General features: G+C 64.4%; 16 protein-coding genes and 2 pseudogenes. 15 read left to right on the top strand and 3 right to left on the bottom strand.

Translation table 11 applies throughout. The features are described 5' to 3' along the window. Positions 1-65 precede the first annotated feature (65 nt). On the top strand, positions 66-872 hold the full coding sequence (locus AC630_RS00540; RefSeq protein WP_245330213.1) for a GntR family transcriptional regulator: 807 nt from the start codon (positions 66-68) through the stop codon (positions 870-872). 35 nt (positions 873-907) lie between these two features. Here the strand turns inward: AC630_RS00540 and AC630_RS00535 are convergent, their stop codons facing one another. Then, entirely contained in the window at positions 908-2,239 is a 1,332-nt protein-coding gene (locus AC630_RS00535) for an Hsp70 family protein (protein ID WP_074116562.1), read from the bottom strand. Between the two features lie 376 nt (positions 2,240-2,615). Here AC630_RS00535 and AC630_RS45125 point away from each other — a divergent pair, with 376 nt between their 5' ends. From AC630_RS45125 to AC630_RS00510, 6 genes are all read left to right on the top strand, one after another. Then, positions 2,616-2,753, top strand: coding sequence for a hypothetical protein (locus tag AC630_RS45125; protein WP_167561105.1), 138 nt, complete (start codon positions 2,616-2,618; stop codon positions 2,751-2,753). Between the two features lie 255 nt (positions 2,754-3,008). Next, positions 3,009-4,295, top strand: coding sequence for an oxalate/formate MFS antiporter (oxlT, locus tag AC630_RS00530; protein ID WP_074116561.1), 1,287 nt, complete (start codon positions 3,009-3,011; stop codon positions 4,293-4,295). A gap of 261 nt (positions 4,296-4,556) precedes the next feature. Then, positions 4,557-5,879, top strand: coding sequence for an oxalate/formate MFS antiporter (gene oxlT, locus AC630_RS00525; protein WP_074116560.1), 1,323 nt, complete (start codon positions 4,557-4,559; stop codon positions 5,877-5,879). Between the two features lie 176 nt (positions 5,880-6,055). Next, positions 6,056-6,481, top strand: coding sequence for a CBS domain-containing protein (locus tag AC630_RS00520; protein ID WP_074116585.1), 426 nt, complete (start codon positions 6,056-6,058; stop codon positions 6,479-6,481). Positions 6,482-6,582: 101 nt separating this feature from the next. Next, positions 6,583-7,602 carry a 2-dehydropantoate 2-reductase gene (locus AC630_RS00515; protein ID WP_074116559.1) on the top strand — a complete coding sequence of 340 codons (1,020 nt, stop codon included), beginning with the start codon at positions 6,583-6,585 and terminating at the stop codon, positions 7,600-7,602. After that, entirely contained in the window at positions 7,599-8,387 is a 789-nt protein-coding gene (locus AC630_RS00510; RefSeq protein WP_143197714.1) for a fumarylacetoacetate hydrolase family protein, read from the top strand. Before AC630_RS00515 ends, AC630_RS00510 begins: the two co-directional genes overlap by 4 nt. Positions 8,388-8,833: 446 nt before the next feature. On the opposite strand, the gene AC630_RS46630 is transcribed toward AC630_RS00510, so the two are convergent. Continuing rightward, entirely contained in the window at positions 8,834-9,067 is a 234-nt protein-coding gene (locus AC630_RS46630; protein WP_245330212.1) for a hypothetical protein, read from the bottom strand. Positions 9,068-9,173: 106 nt separating this feature from the next. Here AC630_RS46630 and AC630_RS00505 point away from each other — a divergent pair, with 106 nt between their 5' ends. From AC630_RS00505 to AC630_RS00470, 8 genes and pseudogenes are all read left to right on the top strand, one after another. After that, a complete protein-coding gene (locus AC630_RS00505; protein ID WP_245330211.1) occupies positions 9,174-10,172 on the top strand; it encodes a coiled-coil domain-containing protein in 999 nt (332 codons plus the stop codon). A gap of 59 nt (positions 10,173-10,231) precedes the next feature. Beyond that, positions 10,232-10,987 (top strand): hypothetical protein, encoded by a 756-nt coding sequence (locus AC630_RS00500; protein WP_245330210.1) that lies wholly within the window; start codon positions 10,232-10,234, stop codon positions 10,985-10,987. A gap of 171 nt (positions 10,988-11,158) precedes the next feature. After that, positions 11,159-11,356, top strand: a complete 198-nt coding sequence (locus AC630_RS00495; RefSeq protein WP_074116556.1) for a hypothetical protein — start codon at positions 11,159-11,161, stop codon at positions 11,354-11,356. A 59-nt stretch (positions 11,357-11,415) separates the two neighbouring features. Beyond that, complete coding sequence (locus tag AC630_RS00490) at positions 11,416-12,066, top strand: hypothetical protein (RefSeq protein WP_074116555.1); 651 nt, start codon at positions 11,416-11,418, stop codon at positions 12,064-12,066. Between the two features lie 623 nt (positions 12,067-12,689). Further along, positions 12,690-13,686: pseudogene (locus AC630_RS00485) on the top strand (NAD(P)H-dependent flavin oxidoreductase). 25 nt (positions 13,687-13,711) lie between these two features. Continuing rightward, entirely contained in the window at positions 13,712-14,680 is a 969-nt protein-coding gene (locus AC630_RS00480; protein ID WP_074116554.1) for a zinc-binding dehydrogenase, read from the top strand. 227 nt (positions 14,681-14,907) lie between these two features. Beyond that, a pseudogene (locus tag AC630_RS00475) lies at positions 14,908-16,282 on the top strand (cation-efflux pump). A 225-nt stretch (positions 16,283-16,507) separates the two neighbouring features. Next, the gene (locus AC630_RS00470; protein ID WP_074116553.1) at positions 16,508-18,838 is read left to right on the top strand and encodes a PAS domain-containing sensor histidine kinase; all 2,331 of its coding nucleotides are present in this window, start codon (positions 16,508-16,510) and stop codon (positions 18,836-18,838) included. Positions 18,839-18,841: 3 nt separating this feature from the next. Here AC630_RS00470 and AC630_RS00465 read toward each other — a convergent pair whose 3' ends face one another. Further along, entirely contained in the window at positions 18,842-19,735 is an 894-nt protein-coding gene (locus AC630_RS00465) for a LysR family transcriptional regulator (RefSeq protein WP_074116552.1), read from the bottom strand. Between the last annotated feature and the right edge of the window lie 200 nt (positions 19,736-19,935).

Genomic DNA, 19,935 nt, shown 5'->3' with positions numbered 1-19,935 from the left:
GCAATGGTTCGGATCGAGGAGAGCATCTGGCGGGCCTCATCCTGGCTTTGGCCCGGCGAGACGGCATGAAGGCGGGCGACAGGCTCATCGAGCAAAAGCTCGCTGACGCGCTCGACGTGTCACGCGCCCCTATCCGGCTGGGCCTGAAGGCGCTTGAGGCTGCTGGATTTGCGCGCGGAGAACCGAACCGCGGCTTCGTGTTGACCAGAAGCCCCGGCACCGGCGCTGCGCGATCCGCGATCGCGGCGGGGAACCGCGCGGAAAAATCCTACGCCGCCGTCGCGGCCGATCTGCTCGCAAGGCGGCTGCCCACCGACGTCACCGAGGCCGAGCTGATGCGCCGCTACTCGCTCAGCCGCACCGAATTGCAGCGTCTGCTCGATCGCATCGCAGTCGAAGGCTGGATCGCACGCCTGCCCGGCTATGGCTGGCGTTTCACCGAGACCGTCTTGAGCCCCGAAGCACAAGCCCAGGTCGCAGCTTTCCGGGCTGTGATTGAACCGGCCGCGATCATGCAGCCGGGCTACCAACTAGGATCGGACGTTATCGATCGTCTGCGCCAGCGCCAGGAACGGATTCTTGCCGGCGAGCTCGAGAAGATGACAGTCGGTGAAGTCTACCAATTCGGCTGTGAGTTTCATGAGGAGATCGCGCGCGGCGCCGGCAATCCATTTTTCGTGGAATCGCTTCGGCGCGTAAATTCAATCCGGCGATTGTTCGCTTATCGCAGTTTCGCCGATCGGAATGGCATGCGCCGCCACATTGCGGAGCATTTGCGGCTGCTGGACGTTCTGGAGTCCGGCCGGTACGCGGAGGCAGCAGCGCTGATGACGCGTCATCTTCAACGTCCGCTCTCGATTGGCGCTGCGTAGAGCGCCTGGAACTTGCGGCCAGTCGTGAACGACTGCTACGCGCCCACCGTCGACTCGAGCCCGCCACTTGCCGTCCATCGATCCGGGTCGGGACTGTGGCCGATCAAAGCGAGGCCGTAGGCGATCGACTCGAACTGGTCCCCCGACATCAAACGGTCGTTGCCGAACCGCTCGGCGAACAGCTTTCGGACCGCAGGCACGAAAGACGTGCCGCCGGTCAGGAACACCTTCTCCACCTCGCGGGCGGTGATGCAGGCCTCGCCCAGCACCTTGTCGACGGTGGCACCTAACCGGGCGATATCGTCGGCAATCCAGGCTTCGAAGTTTTTCCGTGTGATGGTCGAGCCAATGTCGACCCCGCCTCCCCTGAAGCGGAAGTCCACCTGGTCCTGCCCCGACAGCGCCACCTTGGCATCGGACACCGCGCGGTACAGTGAAAAGCCGAGGTCGAGATCGACAATGGTGATGAAATCCTCAAGCAGAGCCGGCTTCAGCGCGGAGCGCGAAAGCTCCCTGAGCTCGCGCAGATCGCCGTTGCTCTTCATCATCGCGAGTTGATGCCAGCGCGCGAGGTTGGTGTAGTGGCTGTTGGGGATCGGCAGCACCTTGTCGAATGAGCGGAAGCTCGAGCCCTTTCCCAGCCGCGGCGAGACGACGTGGTCGACGATGCGGTAATCGAACGTATCGCCCGCAATCCCGATGCCGGCATGGCCGAGCGGCTCGGCGCGCAAACGGCCGCCCGCGCGCGAGAAACGCATCACGGAGAAATCGCTGGTGCCGCCGCCGAAATCCGCAACCAGCACGGTGGCATCGCGCTCCAGCCGACGCGCGAAGGAGAACGCGGCTCCCACGGGCTCGTAGACATAGCGCGCATGGCCTGCGCCCAGGCGCTCGAACGCGGCCCGGTAGCGCTGCATCGCCAGCGCCTCGTCGGGATTGCCGCCGGCGAAGCGCACCGGGCGGCCGACCGTGATGGTCGACGTCTCGAAGCCGAACCTGTCCCCGCCATGGCGCGCCAGCGTCCGCAGGAACGCCGCCAAAATATCCTCGAACTTGTAGCGCTGCCGGAACACCTGGGTGGTGTTGAAGCTGCTGCTCGCAGCGAAGGTCTTGAACGACTGGAGGAAGCGATAGACGTGGCGTCCTTCGAGAAACTGCTCGATCGCCCACGGGCCGCCTTCGGCCTGCGCCCCGGCGCCGGGCCGGTCCTCCCAGAAGCACAGGGCCGACACGTAGACGCTGTGCCGTTGTCCGCCGTGGTCGAAGCGGATGGCCTCGACCCGGCGGTCGTCCGCCGCAAGCGCGACGACCGTATTGCTGGTCCCAAAATCGATGCCGATCGAGACGGCGGGCGAGGCGCTCGACATGAACCACTCTGACAGTTGATTGGAAAAAGGGGGCAGACCACTACCGGCTTTGAACTGCCCTGCCAAGGCCGGTTCCTTGAGCCGCGCCCCAGTCCGCCCCGCGACTGCTCCGTCCGCGTCGGACGGAACGCACGCGTCGCGCGTGATTCCGGGACTATCTTTGCTCGAAGAGGCTTCTTTGGGGGCTGGCATCCGGTTTCGGGCCCTTTTTGCAGCCTTAGGCCCGAGACGGCCCCACTACCGCGACATTATGCTGCAATGCGACATCCCGCATGCTGCCATGCAAACAAGCATATGGACATTGGTATCTGGTATACATAAATTTCCCCACGAAATGAGACAGCAATATTGACCGTCTCAAGAAAAGGGAATTCAGATGTCCAAGACCGCTTCCGTCGCGTTCGCGCCCTCCTCCTCGCTGTTCGCCCGCCTGATGGCCGCGATCGACCGTCTCCTGATGGCGAGCGCCGAGATCTCGAATCACAACGGCGACCTGCCCCGCTTCGGCCTGTAAGCAGGCGCTTCAAGCAGGCGTTTGCCGCATCGCCGACGCGCCGGTTTCAGAACCGTCCACATACTACTTTTTGATGAATGGCCTCGCACGACGGGGCCATTTCTATTTGCGTTGTCCCGAGTCACAGCCGCAACCGGCAAAGGTCCTGCGGCATTTGCGCACGGTGACCGGACCAGCGCTTGAACGTTGGCATAATGAATACAACAATGCCGGCGCAGCGCTCGAACAAAAATCAGAGGCGCCACGGGAGGCTCTATGACGGACATGGTGCAAGCAACGGCCCCTACAGCCGCGCGCGTTAGCGACTCGTATCGCTGGGCGCAATTGGCGATCGGTGTAGCGGCCATGGTGATGATTGCCAACTATCAATACGGCTGGACGTTCTTCGTCCCCGACATCCAGAAGAAATTCGGCTGGGACCGCGCATCGATCCAGTGGGCCTTTACGCTCTTCGTCTTGTTCGAGACCTGGCTTGTGCCGATCGAAGGATGGTTCGTCGACAAATACGGTCCGCGCATCGTCGTGCTGGTCGGCGGCGTACTCTGCGCGATCGGTTGGGTAATGAACGCAGAGGCGACGACGCTCAACGGCTACTATCTCGGCATGATCATCGCCGGCATCGGCGCCGGCGCCGTCTACGGCACCTGCGTCGGCAACGCGCTGAAATGGTTTCCCGACAAGCGCGGTCTTGCCGCGGGCATCACGGCCGCCGGCTTCGGTGCAGGCTCCGCCCTCACCGTCGCGCCGATCCAGGCCATGATCAAGGACAGCGGCTTCCAGACCACCTTCCTCTATTTCGGCCTCGGACAAGGCATCATCATCTGTGTCCTTGCCTTCTTCCTGTTCGCGCCGAAGTCCGGCCAGGTGCCGAGCGTCGTGGCGAATGCTGCGCTGGCCCAGAGCCGCCGCAACTACCAGCCGACCGAGGTGCTGCGTCAGCCGATCTTCTGGCTGATGTACTTCATGTTCGTGATCGTCGGCGCCGGCGGCCTGATGGTGACCGCGAACCTCAAGCCGATCGCGGTCGACTGGAAGGTCGATGCCATTCCGGTCACGCTGATTGGCATGACCATGACGGCGGTGACGTTTGCGGCAACGATCGACCGCGTGCTCAACGGCCTGACGCGTCCGTTCTTCGGCTGGATCTCCGACATGATCGGCCGCGAGAACACGATGTTCATCGCCTTCGGCATGGAAGGCTTCGGCATCTGGATGCTCTATCTCTGGGGCCACGATCCGGTCTGGTTCGTGCTCCTGTCGGGCTTCGTGTTCTTCGCCTGGGGCGAGATCTACTCGCTGTTCCCCTCGACCTGTACCGACACGTTCGGCGCGAAATTCGCGACCACCAATGCGGGCCTGCTCTACACCGCAAAGGGCACCGCCGCGCTGCTCGTCCCGGTCGCAAACCTGATGCAGCAGAGCTCAGGCAATTGGGACAACGTGTTCATCATCGCAGCCGGCGCCAACATCCTGGCTTCGCTGCTTGCGATCGTGGTGCTCAAGCCCTGGCGCAGGACGGTGGTCGCCAACTCGACCGTCTGACACGCTTCAGCACAGCTGATCCTGGCACGACGCCCGGCCTCACGGCCGGGCGTTTTCGTTTTGCCCAAGGCTTCTCCGTTTTCATGAAATCCGAAAAGAGCCACGCATTTTGTTGAACTGGGCCCAAGATAGGACTTGCTTTCTGGGATATGGTATACCAAGCTGCCCGCCGCGCTTGCGACGATAAGCCACAACATTTGCGACACTAGGTCATCTTGGCATCCGGTGTTGCCAACAGACAGGCGCCTTGGGAGGTTGTTGATGATTTCCAGCACGGACGGCGCCGTCACAGCTGCGCCTCTTCGCACAGGTTTCCGTTGGCTCCAACTCGTGATGGGCATCGTCTGCATGGCGATGATCGCCAACCTGCAATATGGCTGGACGCTGTTCGTCGACCCGATTGACGCCAAGTATCATTGGGGCCGCGCGGCGATCCAGCTCGCCTTCACCATCTTCGTCGTCACCGAAACCTGGCTCGTGCCGATCGAGGCGTGGTTCGTCGATAAATACGGCCCGCGCATCGTCATCATGTTCGGCGGCGTGATGATCGCACTCTCCTGGGTGCTCAACTCCTACGCCGATAGCCTTCCCGTGCTCTATGCGGCAGCGGTTGTCGGCGGCATGGGCGCGGGCGCGGTTTACGGCACCTGCGTCGGCAATGCGCTGAAGTGGTTTCCTGACCGCCGCGGCCTCGCCGCCGGCGCGACTGCAGCCGGCTTCGGCGCGGGCGCCGCGCTCACCGTGGTGCCGATCGCGAGCATGATCGCAACGAGCGGCTATCAGCACGCATTCCTGACCTTCGGTATCGGCCAGGGTCTGATCGTGTTCGTACTCGCCTTCTTCATCCAGCCGCCGCGGATCTCGATCCCGCCAAAGAAGAAGCAGCTCAACCTGCCGCAGACCAAGATCGACTTCACCCCGCCGCAAGTGCTGCGCAGCCCTATTTTCTGGGTGATGTATCTCGTTTTCGTCATGGTCGCCTCCGGCGGCCTGATGACCGCGGCGCAGATCGCCCCGATCGCGCACGACTTCAAGATCGCGAGCACCCCGGTCACGCTCGCCGGCTTCCAGATGGCGGCGCTGACCTTCGCGATCTCGCTCGACCGCATCTTCGACGGCTTCGGACGTCCGTTCTTCGGCTTTGTCTCCGACACGATCGGCCGCGAGCACACCATGTTCATCGCGTTCGGCACTGCCGCGTTGATGCTGCTCACGCTGTCGGCTTATGGCCACGTGCCAATCGTGTTCGTGCTCGCGACCGCGGTTTACTTCGGCGTGTTCGGCGAAATCTACTCGCTGTTCCCCGCCACCTGCGGTGACACCTTCGGCTCGAAGTTCGCAACCACCAACAACGGCATGCTCTACACCGCGAAGGGCACCGCATCCCTGCTCGTCCCGCTCGCGAGCGTGATCTCGACCGCCTATGGCTGGAAGGCCGTGTTCGTGGTGGCGGTGGCATTGAACGCGACCGCCGCGCTGATGGCGCTGTTCGTGATCAAGCCGCTGCGCCGCTCCTTCATCCTCGGCAAGGAAGCGGAGAGCGCCGACACCGCGACGGGAAGTGCCAAGACCGAGACGGCGTAGCCACCACACGCCTTTGCACCGGTCGAAAGGGGCGCAGCGATGCGCCCCTTTGCTTTTTATCCGAGGGCAAACGTCAGCATTCCTGCCGCAAGATTTCTCGGATCAGCCAAATCCAGCGCTTGACGATTGGCATTATGTATACCACACTTCCTTCGTCGTTCACACAGGAGGTTGCAATGCTGGTCGGAGACATTCTGCGGAAGAAGGCGCCGCGCGTTGTCACGGTGCGAATGAACGAAACGGTGGGTATCGCCGCCAAGCTGATGCGCGCCAACAACATCAGCGCGCTGGTGGTCAAGGACGTGGTCCGCTCGGAAGGAAACACTGCGGTCGGCATGTTCACCGAGCGCGACGTGGTGCGCGCCGTCGCAGAGCACGGCACGGGCGCAGTCAACATCAAGGTCTCGCAGCTCGTCTCGGTGCAGCAGCTCGTCTCCTGCACCTCCCGCGACACGATCGAGCACGTTCGCCATTTGATGAACCGGCACCACATCCGGCACCTGCCTGTCATCGACGAGTACAGCCTCGTCTCCGTCATCAGCATGCGCGACATAGCCGCTGCCGTTGACGAAATGACCAACAGCACGCCGCAAGCCGCCTAAAGCGGCAACATTCATCCCCTGCGACGACCGGCCCCGGCTCGGACATCTCCGAGCCGGACCGGATCTTTCGTCCCAAAATTCCGGTTTCCCGCGAGGATTTCATGAAAATCTGCATCTACGGCGCCGGCGCGATCGGCGGATATCTCGGGGTTCAGCTCGCGCGCGCTGGCGCCGACGTCAGCCTGGTCGCACGCGGCGCCCACCTCGCCGCGATGCGCGAGCGCGGCCTGACGCTGCTCGCGGGCGATGAGAAGCACACCGTCTATCCGCATTGCACCGACGATCCCGCCGAACTCGGCGTGCAGGACTTCATCATCATCACGCTGAAGGCACATTCGATCACCGGCGTGATCGAGAAGATGCAGCCCCTGCTCGGGCCGCACACGCGCATCGTTACCGCCGTCAACGGCATCCCCTATTGGTACTTCTACAGGCACGGCGGCGATTACGAGAACTCGACGCTGGAGAGCATCGACCCCGGCGGACGGCAATGGCGCGAAATCGGCGCCGAGCGCGCTATCGGCTGCATCGTCTATCCCGCCACCGAGATCGAGGCGCCCGGCGTGATCCGTCACGTCTACGGCAACAGTTTTCCGCTCGGCGAGCCCTCCGGCGAGATTACGTCGGATGTGCAGCGCCTCGCCGATCTCTTCGTCGCGGCCGGCCTGAAGGCTCCGGTGCTCGATCGCATCCGCGACGAGATCTGGCTCAAGCTCTGGGGCAATGTCTGCTTCAACCCGATCAGCGCGCTGACCCATGCAACCCTCGACGTGATCTGCACCGATCCGGCAACGCGGGCGCTGTCGCGCGCGATCATGGTGGAGACGCAAGGCATCGCCGAGTCCTTCGGCGTCAAATTCCGCGTCGATGTCGAGCGCCGCATCGAGGGCGCCCGCAAGGTCGGCGCGCACAAGACTTCGATGCTCCAGGATCTCGAGCGCGGCCGCCCGATGGAGATCGACCCACTCGTCACGGTCGTGCAGGAGATGGGCCGCCTCACCGGGATCGCGACGCCCGCGCTCGACTCGGTGCTGGCGATGGTGACCCAGCGCGCCCGTATCGCCGGCCTCTATGACGGCGTTTCCGCGCCTACCGATCCTCGCGCATTGGCGGTGGCATGATGACCGGCGAAGTCACCAAATGGCTCCGCTACCGCCATGGCGGTGCGACCGGTTTCGGCACGCGGACGCCATCAGGCATCACCGTGCACGAGGGCGAGATGTTCGGCCGCCATGCAGCGACCGGCAAGACGCTGGCGCTGTCGGAGGTCGAACTGCTCGCGCCCTGCGCGCCCAGCAAGATCGTCGCGCTCTGGAATAATTTCCACGCGCTCGCGGCCAAGCTGAATCAGCCCGAGCCGCCGGAGCCGCTCTATCTTCTGAAGGCCACCACCACCATCGCAGCCCCCGGCGCGGTGATCCGCCGCCCCTCTTATTACGACGGCAAGACGACCTATGAGGGCGAGCTCGGCATCGTCATCGGCCGGACGTGCGCGCGCGTCTCGCCGGCCGAGGCCGACAGCTTCATCTTCGGCTACACCTGCGTCAACGACATCACCGCCAACGACATCCTGACCCGCGACCCCACCTTTCCCCAATGGGCGCGCGCCAAGGGCATCGACGATTACGGCCCGTTCGGCCCGGTGATCGCGACCGGCCTTGATCCCGTAGGACTCGTGGTGCGAACCATCCTCAATGGCGCGGAGCGGCAGAACTATCCGATATCGGACATGATCTTCAGCGCGCAGGAACTGGTCAGCCGGATTTCACACGACATGACCCTGCTCCCCGGCGACCTCATTGCGGTGGGCACTTCGGTCGGTGTCGGTGTGATGAAGGAGCCGGTGAATACAGTCACGGTCGCCATCGACGGCATCGGCGAGCTGACCAACGAGTTTAGACTGTAGCTGCAAGCGCGGTGCCGTGCCCGGATGAGCGAAGCGATATCGGGGAAAGCGCTTCGTGTGGCACCTCGCATGTCGCTGCGCTCATGCGGGCTACGAAATCTCCTCTCTCCGTCATTCCGGAGCGCGACGAAGTCGCGAGCCACGATGCGCAATTGCGCATCTGAGAATCCATTTATCCGCACTCTCTGCCGCCCGATGGATTCCGGGCTCAACGCTGCGCGCTGCCCCGGAATGACGGCCGGGGCGTGTACCGGCTGAAGCAACCGGCTGTGGATCATGCCACCGGAAATCGCCAGCAACCCGCCCGCCCCATTGATCTCGGTTCCACTCTCCAATAGCAACTCAGGGGTACCGTGGGCCGGCGCGAGAACCTCACGATGTGGCTGTTTTTCCTGGTTGCCTGGTTTGTCCTGCTCGCCGCCATCGCGATCTTCGCCCAGCAGGCGTTAGATTATGACGTCAGCCACCTGCCCGCCCTGTTCGCGGGCCTGCCCATGCCGCAGCGCATCGCGGGCGGTACGATCCTGGCGGTGGCACTGGCGCTGATCGGCGCAACCGCCTGGCGGCTCTCGCGCCAGGACCGGCGCCTCGACACGCTGCGCGACCGGCTCAAGAAGACCCGGGAAGACGTCGTCGCCGCCCACGCCCTGCAAAACCACCTCGATGCCACCGTCCAGCACCTGATCGAGAGCGCCCCGGGGGGAAGCTGTCTCCGCGCTCCACGACAAGCTGGGCGAGACCGAGCAGCGCGCTCTGCTCCAGCAGGGCCGCAACGAATCCACCGACATGCACGACCAGCTCGCCGATATCCGCCGCCGCCAGCAGGGGCTGCGCGAGATGGTCGGCAAGGTCGCCGAGCAGCGCCGGGCGATCGAGCCTGTCTTCACCGAGATCCGCGACCGCCAGAACCAGCTGGAACGGTCCCTGCACGACCTCGAGACCGACGACCGCAAGAACAACCTCGCCGACAAGCTCAAGGAGATCGCGCGCGACGTCTCGTCGCTGCTAGGGCGGGTGAACGCGGTCCAGGACACGTTTGCGACCCTGAACCAGTACAAGGACGATCTGGCGAAATCCCACGCCGAGCTGGTGCCGCTGCGCTCGTCGGACGCCGGCATCAACGCCCTGATCGGCGAGCTCAGCCTCAGCCATGACCGCCTCGCCAAGACCATCGACGAGCTCGAGACCGGCGGCGAAGCGCCGCTCGGCACCCGCGTCGAGACGCTGTCGAAGAACAAGATCGAAATCGAGCAGCGCCTTGCCCGCATCGACGACAGCTTCAACATCCTCAGGGCGATCCGGCTCGATTTCGAGGAGCTCGATCAGCGGCGGGCCCAGCTCGAACGCTCGATTGCGGAGGTCGAGACCGATTCCAGCGGCAAGAGCCTCGTCGATCGCCAAAACGCACTGAACGACTTCGTCATCCAGTCCCGCCAGCGCCTCGGCGCGCTGCAGGAGACGCTGGCGACGCTGAACGCCTTCAAGGCGGAGCTGTCGAAGTCGCAGGCCGACCTCGTCCCGCTGAAAGCCCCGGTGTTCGGCATCGAGGCGCTGATCGCCGACGTCAGCACCACCCGCGACCTCCTCGCCGAGACGGTCGGCGAGATCGAGGCGAACGGCGACGTCACCCTCGCCTCGCGCGTCGACGCTCTGACCAACAGCAAACGCGAGGTCGAGGACCGGCTCGCCCGCATCTTCGACAATTTCAATGCGCTCGATGCGCTCCGCAAGGACATCGGCGGCATCTTCTCGACGATCCGGAACAGCCTGAACCGGATCGGGTGAGGCTCTACCCATCCTGCCGGCTGAACTCGAACCGGAGCGCAACTGGGGGCGACCAACCCGTGCACCAAACTTACCCGGCTGACCTCGCCTCCCCGCACATGCGCTTCATCCTCGGTCTCCTGTCTGCGCTGCTCGGCATGCTCGCCGGCTGGTCCGCGCTCGCCGCGCTGGTGATCATGCTGGCGGGGCCGGACCGCGACGGCGGCATCGCCATGGGCGCGGTCTTCAACATCGGCCCGATCGGCGGCGTCGCCGGCCTGATCGCGGGGATCTGGCTGTTCATGCGTTTCGGCCTGGTCCGAAGGGCAGCGCTGCCATCCGCCGCGGAAAGCGCCGATGCCCCGCCTCGCCAGGCGGCACGGCTCTCCTATCCCTTTGCTGTCACTGTTCTCTGCGTCGCGGCAAGCCTCGCCTGGTGGGCCTGGTACGAACTCATCCGTTCGCCCAATCTCAGTCACGGCTTCATGACGCTCGAGCTCCAGTTCCGCCTTCCCGCCGGCATGACGCTGCCGGACAAGGAAGAGGACGTGCGGATCGAAGTGGAGGAAGCGCAGGGATATGCGACCGCCCTGTTGCCCGCGAATTGGCGCGCCCATGACGGCGACCGTCCGGCGATCATTGCCTCCGCCTCGCTGATGTACAAGACGCGGCACCGCGCGGTCAGCCTGACGCTCCCGGGCATTCCAACGCAAAGCTGGCCGGTCGATCTCCCCTCCGATCCGGACCCGACGCCCGGCTATTCGCCCTGGCGTGTTGCGAGCGAACCATCGCCCACCAAGATCGAGATGCATTTTCGGCTCAGTGCCGATCGCTGACGAGCGTGCGGCGCAGCGACGAAACGTTTTGATACATCAAATCTCAGCGCGCCCGACATATGCCGCCAACATGTCCCGCGCTCGCCGCACTGTAGACGCATTCCGACGCCCATCTGTGAGGCGTGTCTGGGGGGCACGGCACTGCTGTGCTCGGACCGAACCTTCAGGGGTATGACTGTGAAGAAGATTGCAATTGTCTTTGGTGCTACGCTTGCTCTGGTAACGGCTGCGAACGCCGCGGACTTGCCGCACCGGCAGCCCGTCTACGTCCAGCAACAGGCTCCGATCGGCAAGATGCCGATTGGCAAGAGCCCGGTTGGAAAGGCCCCGATCGGCAAGGCGCCCGGCCCGGTCGTCTCACGCTACTGACGCGCAGCACCGCAATCGCTGCATTAGCGTGAACGGCCGACAAGCCGAGGGGGCATAACGTGACGAACAAATCGGATCGATCGGGATCCTGCGCACTCGCAGGATTCGCCCTTGCGGCCGCAATCGCATGCACGATGCAGTCGGCCTCGGCCCACGAAGCGAACAAGCGCATGGCTGACGCCAATGCGCTTGTCTCGACCGACACCACATCACGACCGGCGCCGCAATCGACGCGGCGCCCCGTCGTTCGCGCGGAGAAAGGTCCCTACTATGTCGACTTCCGTGCCCGGACGGCCGCGAGCTGGGGCCATGCCTTCGTCTGGTACGGCAAGACCAGCGAGCGCACCGTCGAGGTCGCAGGCCTGACGCCCGCCGGCGACACCTTGGCCTATGTGCTCGGCCACCTGACCTGGGTGCCGTCCGAGACTGGCGCGAGCTACGGCGATCTCGATCCGGAATACCTGACCGCCAGCTATCGCGTCTATTTGAACGAAGCCGACGCCAAACGCGTGTTCGCCTATATCAAGAAATTGCAGGCGAGCTCGCCGGTCTGGAACGCAGAGACCACCAACTGCACCGGCTTCATCGGCGACATCGCCGAGTTCATGGGATTGCAGGTCCCCTACCGCTGGCAGCGTCCGGAAAACTTCGTCAACAGGCTGAAGGAAATGAACGGCGGGCGCCAGATGGTGCGGCTGTCGGCGGAGTAGCTGTCCGCTTCATGCGCGCCGTCATTGCCCGCGCAGGCGGGCAATCCAGTATTCCGAGACAGCGAGGCTAGAACCGAGACGCCGCGGCGTACTGGATACCCCGCCTTCGCGGGGTATGACGCCGGAATTTGAGGAAGCACATTGCCCGTCGGGCAAAACACCCACACAAATTCTCCTCCTCGCCTGTCAATCCCTCGGCGCAGATATATTCTTCTTTACCGAAATTCGGATTTATCGTACAAGCGAGGCACCCTGGGCGGATCGCGATCGTCACGAACCGCGGGCCGGGCAGCGATGGACGCGACGGCGTCGGGCGCGGCGAGCATTGCAGGGCCGCAATCCTTCAATGGCGCTCCGTGAGCAAAAGCTCTCGCGCGACGACACGGCGCTGACAGCGTCTTCGTGCAGGCCTCGGCGGTGAGCACACGCGAGCCGCCCCGAAACGGGCCCAGCGTCGTCTCGGCGAAGGCCGCCCCAATTATCCGCCCCGCGGAATCCCCTCGTCCCCCGCATGACGCCCTGCCTGCACCGCACGTACCCTGCAATAGACTTTTGCCGACCCGGGCGGCATCCTCCCGCCATCAACCGATAACAGAGCGCCACGCAGGCGGGGGAAACCAAATATGTTGCAGACACGATTCACGAAACTCGTCGGCGTCCAGCACCCGATCGTTCAGGGCGGCATGCAGTGGGTTGGCCGTGCCGAGCTCGTTGCCGCCGTTGCCAATGCTGGCGCGCTCGGCTTCATCACGGCGTTGACCCAGCCGACGCCGGAGGACCTGACCAAGGAGATCGCGCGCTGCCGCGACCTCACCGACAAGCCGTTCGGCGTCAACCTCACCATCCTGCCCGCGATCAAGCCGCCGCCTTACGCCGAATACCGCGCCGCGATCATCGAGAGCGGCATCAAGGTGGTCGAGACCGCCGGCAACAAGCCGCAGGAGCATGTCGACGAGTTCAAAAAGCACGGCGTCAAGGTCGTGCATAAATGCACCAGCGTCCGTCACGGGCTCTCGGCCGAACGCATGGGCGTCGACGCCATCTCGATCGACGGGTTCGAATGCGCCGGCCACCCCGGAGAGGACGACACCCCCCGGCCTGATCCTGATCCCGGCCGCCGCCAACAAGATCAAGATCCCGATGATCGCCTCCGGCGGCTTTGCCGACGCGCGTGGCCTCGTGGCGGCGCTGGCGCTCGGCGCCGACGGCATCAACATGGGCACCCGCTTCATGGCGACCAAGGAAAGCCCGATCCACCAGCTCATCAAGGAGAAGATCGTCGCCAATGACGAGCGCGAGACCGAGCTGATCTTCCGCACCATGCGCAACACCTCGCGCGTCGCCAAGAACGAGATCTCGACCAAGGTCGTCGCCATGGAGAAGGAAGGGGCGAAGTTCGAGGACATCCGCGAGCTCGTCGCGGGCGCCCGCGGCAAGATGGTCTACGTATCAGGCAATTCGGACGAAGGTATCTGGTCGGCAGGCCAGGTGCAGGGCCTGATCCAGGACATCCCGAGCTGCGCCGAGCTCGTCTCCCGCATCGTGCGCGAAGCTGAAGCGATCATCAGGAGCCGGCTCGAAGGCATGATTGTTCATCCGAACGCGCAAGCTGCGGAATAATCACTTCAAGAAGCGAGAGCAATTCATGAAGGCTTATGTCTATGGCCCTGACGGAGCTCGGATTTCCGACGTCGCTCAACCAAAGCCTAAAGGCACCCAGGTGCTGGTCCGCGTCCGCGCCTGCGGGCTGAATCGCGCTGACACCGGCATGCGCAAGGGCCACGCCCATGGCGCGGCCGGGGGCGTCGGCACCGTGCTCGGCATGGAATGGGCCGGCGAGATCGCCGAGCTTGGACCGGATGCCAGGGGCGTGAAGGTCGGCGACCGCATCATGGGCTCGGGCGGCGCGGCCTTCGCCGAATACACGCTCGCCGACCACGGCCGGCTATTCCGCGCGCCCTCGAACATGAATTTCGAGGAGGCCGCCACCCTGCCCGTCGCGCTCGCGACCATGCACAACGCCGTCGTCACGGTCGGCGGCGTGCAGCCCGGGCAAGCCGTGCTGATCCAGGGTGCGAGCTCCGGCGTCGGCCTGATGGCGATGCAGATCGCCAAGCTCAAGGGCGCGAAGCTCGTGATCGGCTCGTCGACCGATCTCTATCGCCGCGGCCGGCTGAAGGAGTACGGCGCCGACCTCGCCGTCGATTCCTCCGATCCCAAATGGGTCGAGGAGGTGCTGAAGGCGACCGGGGGCGAAGGCGTCGATCTCATCGTCGACCAGGTCTCGGGCAAGGTCGCCAACCAGAACCTTGCCGCGACGAAGATCAAGGGCCGTATCGTCAATGTCGGCCGGCTCGGCGGCACCCATGCCGATTTCAACTTCGACCTTCACGCGGCACGCCGCATCGACTACGTCGGCGTCACCTTCCGCACCCGCAGCATCGAGGAGATCCGCGAGATCTTCGACGAAGTCCGCAAGGACATCTGGGGCGCGGTGGAATCGCGCAAGCTGCAGCTGCCGATCGACAAGGTGTACACGTTCGACGAGATCGATCAGGCCTTCGAGCACATGGAGGCAAACAAGCATCTCGGGAAGATCGTCCTGACGGTGTGAGGGGTGGCAGCGGGGCGAGAGCGACACAGCACGCCTCTCTCCTCTCGTCATGGCCGGGCTTGCCCCGGCCATCCCACGTCTCTGCGGCTTGGTACGAAGAACGTGGATGCCCGGGACAAGGCCCGGGCATGACGGAGCTAGCGGGTGTCCCGCTCCTGCAACTCACTAGCGACTACACGTGTGGACTGCCGCTTGATGTTCAGCCGTGGGCTGCTAAATCCCCGGCCATGACCTCTCAGCACAGCAAGACATCGGTCGCAGCGATCTCGATCTTCGCCAGCGGCGGCATGGCAGCGGCCAAATTCGTGGTCGGCATCGCGATCGGCTCGCTCGCACTGATCTCCGAGGCCCTGCACTCCTCGATCGACCTGGTCGCGACCATCATCACCTGGGCGGTGGTGCGGGTGTCCGACAAGCCCGCGGACGATGAGCACCATTACGGCCACGGCAAGCTGGAGAGCATCTCCGCACTCGGCGTCACCGCCCTGCTCTATGTGCTCGCCGGCGGCATCCTTGTCGAGGCCTATAGCCGGCTGCGCGAGGGAACCCCGCCGCCGACCATCTCGGCCGTGCCGTTCGTCGTGCTGGTGATCGACATCGTCGTCAACCTGTGGCGCGCCCGCGCCCTGCATCGTGCCGCGCGGGAGACGCGGAGCCAGGCACTCGCCGCCGATGCGCTCCATTTCGCCTCCGACGTCATGGGCTCCTTCGCCGTGATCGTGGGCCTGATCCTCGCCGGCTTCGGCTTCTGGTGGGGCGACGCGGCAGCCGCCGCCGCGGTCGCCGTGATGATCGCCCTGCTCGGACTGCGCATGGCCGGCTCGACCGTGCAGACGCTGGTCGACCGCGCCCCGGAAGGCGCGCAGGACAAGGCCAGGGCCGCGATCCGCAGCGTCCCCCGGCGTGATCGACGTCGAGCGCCTGCGCGTGCGCATGGTCGGGGCGACCACGTTCATCGACACCATCGCCAATGTACCGCGGACCTATCCGATCGACCGCGTCGAGGACATCAAGCGCAACGCGCAGGCGGCCGTAACCAAGGCCTTCGGCGATGCCGATCTCAGCTTCACGGCCGTTCCTGTCGCCCGCAACAACGAGACCGTGCGCGACCGCATCATGGTGATCGCCCGCAATTCGGGCCTCGCCGTCCACCACGTCACGGTGCACGACCTCGGCGCCAAGCTGATTGTCGGCATCGACCTCGAGGTCGACGCCGACATGCAGCTCGACGCCGCCCACGACGTTGCCAACACGCTGGAGCGCAACATCCAGGAGGAATTCGGCGAGGACGTCGAGGTCGACGTCCATATCGAGCCCCTGCAACCGGAACTGCCGTTCGGGGTCGATGCCGCGCCGGAACGGGTGCAGGCCATCGCCGCCGCCCTCACCGGCTATGCCGCCGGCGGCGAGATCCACGACATCCACAATGTCCGTGTCCGCAACACCGAAGCCGGCGAGATCGTCAACTTCCATTGCCGCGCTGCGCCGTCGATGAGCGTGATCAAGGTGCACGAGCATGTCGACGCGATCGAGCGCGCGCTGCGTCGCGCCTTCCCGAGCGTGAAGCGCGTCATCAGTCATGCCGAGCCGCCGCGCGCGTGACGCAGAATGTGCGAGGAGTCACACGTTCGCGTTTCGGACTCGTCGCGCAGGTGGGTTTGCGGACCCGGAGCATTCAAACTCTCCGTTGGATAAGATTTATTTCGCGTTAACGTTTCGTTGACTCTCGACAGCCCGAGAAAACTGGATTCAAATCGCTGTGATTCGAAAGCGACGTGGGGCTGCTTTCGGATCTCGTCGCAGCAGGGTTTCCAGGGGGCAGAAGGCATGGCGCGCGCAGACGCAGCGAACGCGTGCGTGCAATCCGATTCGATCAAGGGATTGGCGCAATCGATCGCGAAACCTGCCTATCACCGGCTCCTGATCGCGGAGCCGGCGCTGCGCCGTGCCGTGCCGACTCTCATCATCGCTTTCCTGATCACGATTTGCCTCGGCGCGTTCGTCCAGGTCACCGACCAGACGCGCCAAAAGCGGCTGGTGATCCAGCACGACATCTCGGCACTCGCCGAACTGCTCGCCGAGCGCATCGACCGCCTCACCTCATCGCCGCTGGAGCGGCAGAAGAACATCGAGCGCCTGCCGACGCTGCTGCCCGACCTGATTCCGTCCTGGGGCACGGCTACGGGCCGCCACGTCATCGTCACCTCGGCCGGCATCGACCGCCGCATCCTCGCCCGCATTCCCATCGACAGCGATCCGGCCGGCAACGACCGCCTGCTCGATGCGATCACGACGGCCCAATTGATCGCGGCACCGCCGCGGGACAACAGCATCTCCGACATGACGCTGCCGAACGGCAACGCCGCGATTGCGACCTCGCGGCAGGTCAAGTCGATGCCTGGCTTCGTTACCGTGATCCAGGAGCGCAACGAGCCGATCTGGGGCTCGGACGCCGCGCTCTCGGTGACGCTGTCGGCCACCACAGGCTTCGTCGTCCTGATTCTGGGCTTCGCCTTCCACTGGCAGTCGACCCGGGCCCGCGAGGGAGATCTCATCAACGACGCCGTGCGCGGCCGGATCGATACCGCACTCAACCGCGGCCGCTGCGGGCTGTGGGACTGGGACCTGTCGCGCGGCAGGATATTCTGGTCACAGTCGATGTTCTCGATGCTCGGCCTCGACGGCCGCAACGAGCTCCTCACCTTCGGCGAGGTCAATGCACTGGTGAAGTCCGACGACATCGACCTGTTCGAGATCGCCGACCAGCTCATCTCCGAGAAGATCGACCACATCGACCAGACCTTCCGCATGCAGCATGTCGACGGCCACTGGATCTGGCTCCGCGTCCGCTGTGAAAAGACGCGCGGCGCGACCGATTCCAGCGTGCACCTGATCGGAATCGCGGTCGACATCACCGAGCAGAAGAGCCTCGCCCAGAAGACTGTCGAAGCCGATCTGCGCCTGCGCGACGCGATCGAGACCATTCCGGAAGCCTTCGTGCTGTGGGACGCGAGCGACCGCCTCGTGCTCTGCAACTCGCACTTTCAGCGCCTGCACAAGCTGCCCGACAGCGCCGTCATCCCCGGTACCTCCTACGAGACCGTACTCGAAGTCGGCCGCATGCCGGAGGTGCGCACGCGCCACAACGAGACCGCAAGCCAGGCCCCAGGCGCGCGCACCTTCGAGGCGCAGCTCGACGACGGCAGCTGGCTGCACATCAGCGAGCGCCGCACCAAGGACGGCGGCTACGTCTCGGTCGGTACCGACATCACCCGTATCAAGGAGCACGAGCAGAAGCTGGTCGACAACGATCTGCGCCTGCGCGCCACCGTCATCGATCTGAAGCGCTCACAGGCTGCGCTGGAGTGCCAGACCATCGAGCTCGCCGATCTCGCCGAGAAGTATCAGCGCGAGAAGACCCGCGCCGAGGAAGCCAACCAGACCAAGTCGAAGTTCCTCGCCAATATGAGCCACGAGCTGCGCACGCCGCTCAACGCGATCATCGGCTTCTCCGAGATCATGGGCTCGGGCATGTTCGGCGAGCTCGGCTCGGAAAAGTACCAGGAATACTGCCAGGACATCCTGACCAGCGGCCACTATCTGCTCGAGGTCATCAACGACATCCTCGACATGTCCAAGATCGAGGCCGGCCGCATGAAGCTCGACATGGAAGATCTCGATTTGGCCCAGACGCTGGCCGAATCCTTGCGGGTTGTCAGCGGCCGGGCTCAGGACAAGGACCTGACGCTCGACGCCGATATCGCAAAATCAATCTCCGTCGTTGCCGATCGCCGCGCCACCAAGCAGATCATCGTCAACCTGCTTTCGAACGCGGTGAAGTTCACACCCGACGGCGGACGTGTCGTGGTGCGCAGCCGGCAGCTCGCCGACAGCGTCGTGCTGATGATCGCCGACACGGGCATCGGGATCGCGCCACATTCGCTGGCGCGGCTCGGCCGCCCGTTCGAGCAGGTCGAGAGCCAGCTTACCAAGACCTATCACGGCTCCGGACTTGGCCTCGCGATCGCGCGCTCGCTGGCACAGCTCCATGGCGGCTCGATGCGGCTGCGCTCGAAGATCGATGTGGGCACTGTCGTCCGCGTGACCCTGCCGCGTGATGCGGTCAAGGCGGCGGCCAAGATATCGGCTGCGGCTTGAACCCTACAATTGCAGCGTCGGCGCAACTTCACGCGCGACGTTTACCAGCGCCGCGATCAGCGGCGTCATCGGATCGCGCTGCGGGATCACCATGCCGATGCTGTAATTGACGTCGGGATCGGTGATCGGGATCGAGCGCACCGTATCGGAAAGGCCGAGCGTCTCGGCGAGCTTGGCCGGCATTACGCTCGCCCAGCGCCCCGTCTTCACATGCGTGAACAGCACGAGCAGTGAGTTCGAGGTCAGCGTCGGCGTCGCCTCCGCGCCGACCGACCGTAACGCACGGTCGATGATGCGGCGGTTCTGCATGTCGGGCGTCAGAAGGCACAGCGGCACCTGCCCGACCTCCTTCCATGTCACCGTCTCGCGGTCGCCGAACATTCCGTCGGGCGCGGTCAGCAGGCGGTAGCTCTCGTTGTAGAGCGGAATGGTGCGCACCTTGCCGATCGGCTCGTTCTCGATATAGGTCAGCCCCGCATCAACCTCGAGATTTTCGAGGAGCCCCAGCACCTCGGAGGAGGTGGTGGACTGAATGCGGAAGCGCACCTCGGGATGCTTTGCGCGGAATGGCGTCGTCAGCGCGGCGACCATGCCGAGCACGGTCGGGATCGCTGCAATGCGGATCTCGCCCGAGAGCTTGTCCTTCAGCGAGTTGATCTCCTGGCGCATCGCGCGGGCATCGCCGACGATGCGGCGCGCCCAGTCCAGCGCCCGCTCGCCCTCGGGGGTGAAGCCCTGGAAGCGGGAGCCGCGCTGAACCAGCATCACGCCGAGGACCTCCTCGAGCTGCTTCAGCCCGGTCGACATCGTCGGTTGCGTCACGCCGCAAGCCTCGGCCGCGCGTCCGAAATGCCGCTCCTTCGCCAGCGCCAGCAGCAGTTCAAGCTTGTCGATCAACCGGTCATCCCCTCGGATTCTGTCGTGGCATACAAGCTAGCACGCCCCACCCCCGCCAACACGTAAAAACGGTCCGACGGAATAGTGTTGATTGCGATTTCATATCGACCGATCGAGCTCGTCAATCGATCAGAATTCGCAATCGCAGCATGAGACAGCTTTATTGATCTTCGAACGATTCCAAATAGTTTGCCGCGAAG

Source organism: Bradyrhizobium sp. AS23.2 (assembly GCF_001908185.1).
Lineage (GTDB): Bacteria > Pseudomonadota > Alphaproteobacteria > Rhizobiales > Xanthobacteraceae > Bradyrhizobium.
The sequence above is the reverse complement of the archived record's forward strand: the minus strand, read 5'-3'. Positions and strand labels throughout refer to the sequence as shown.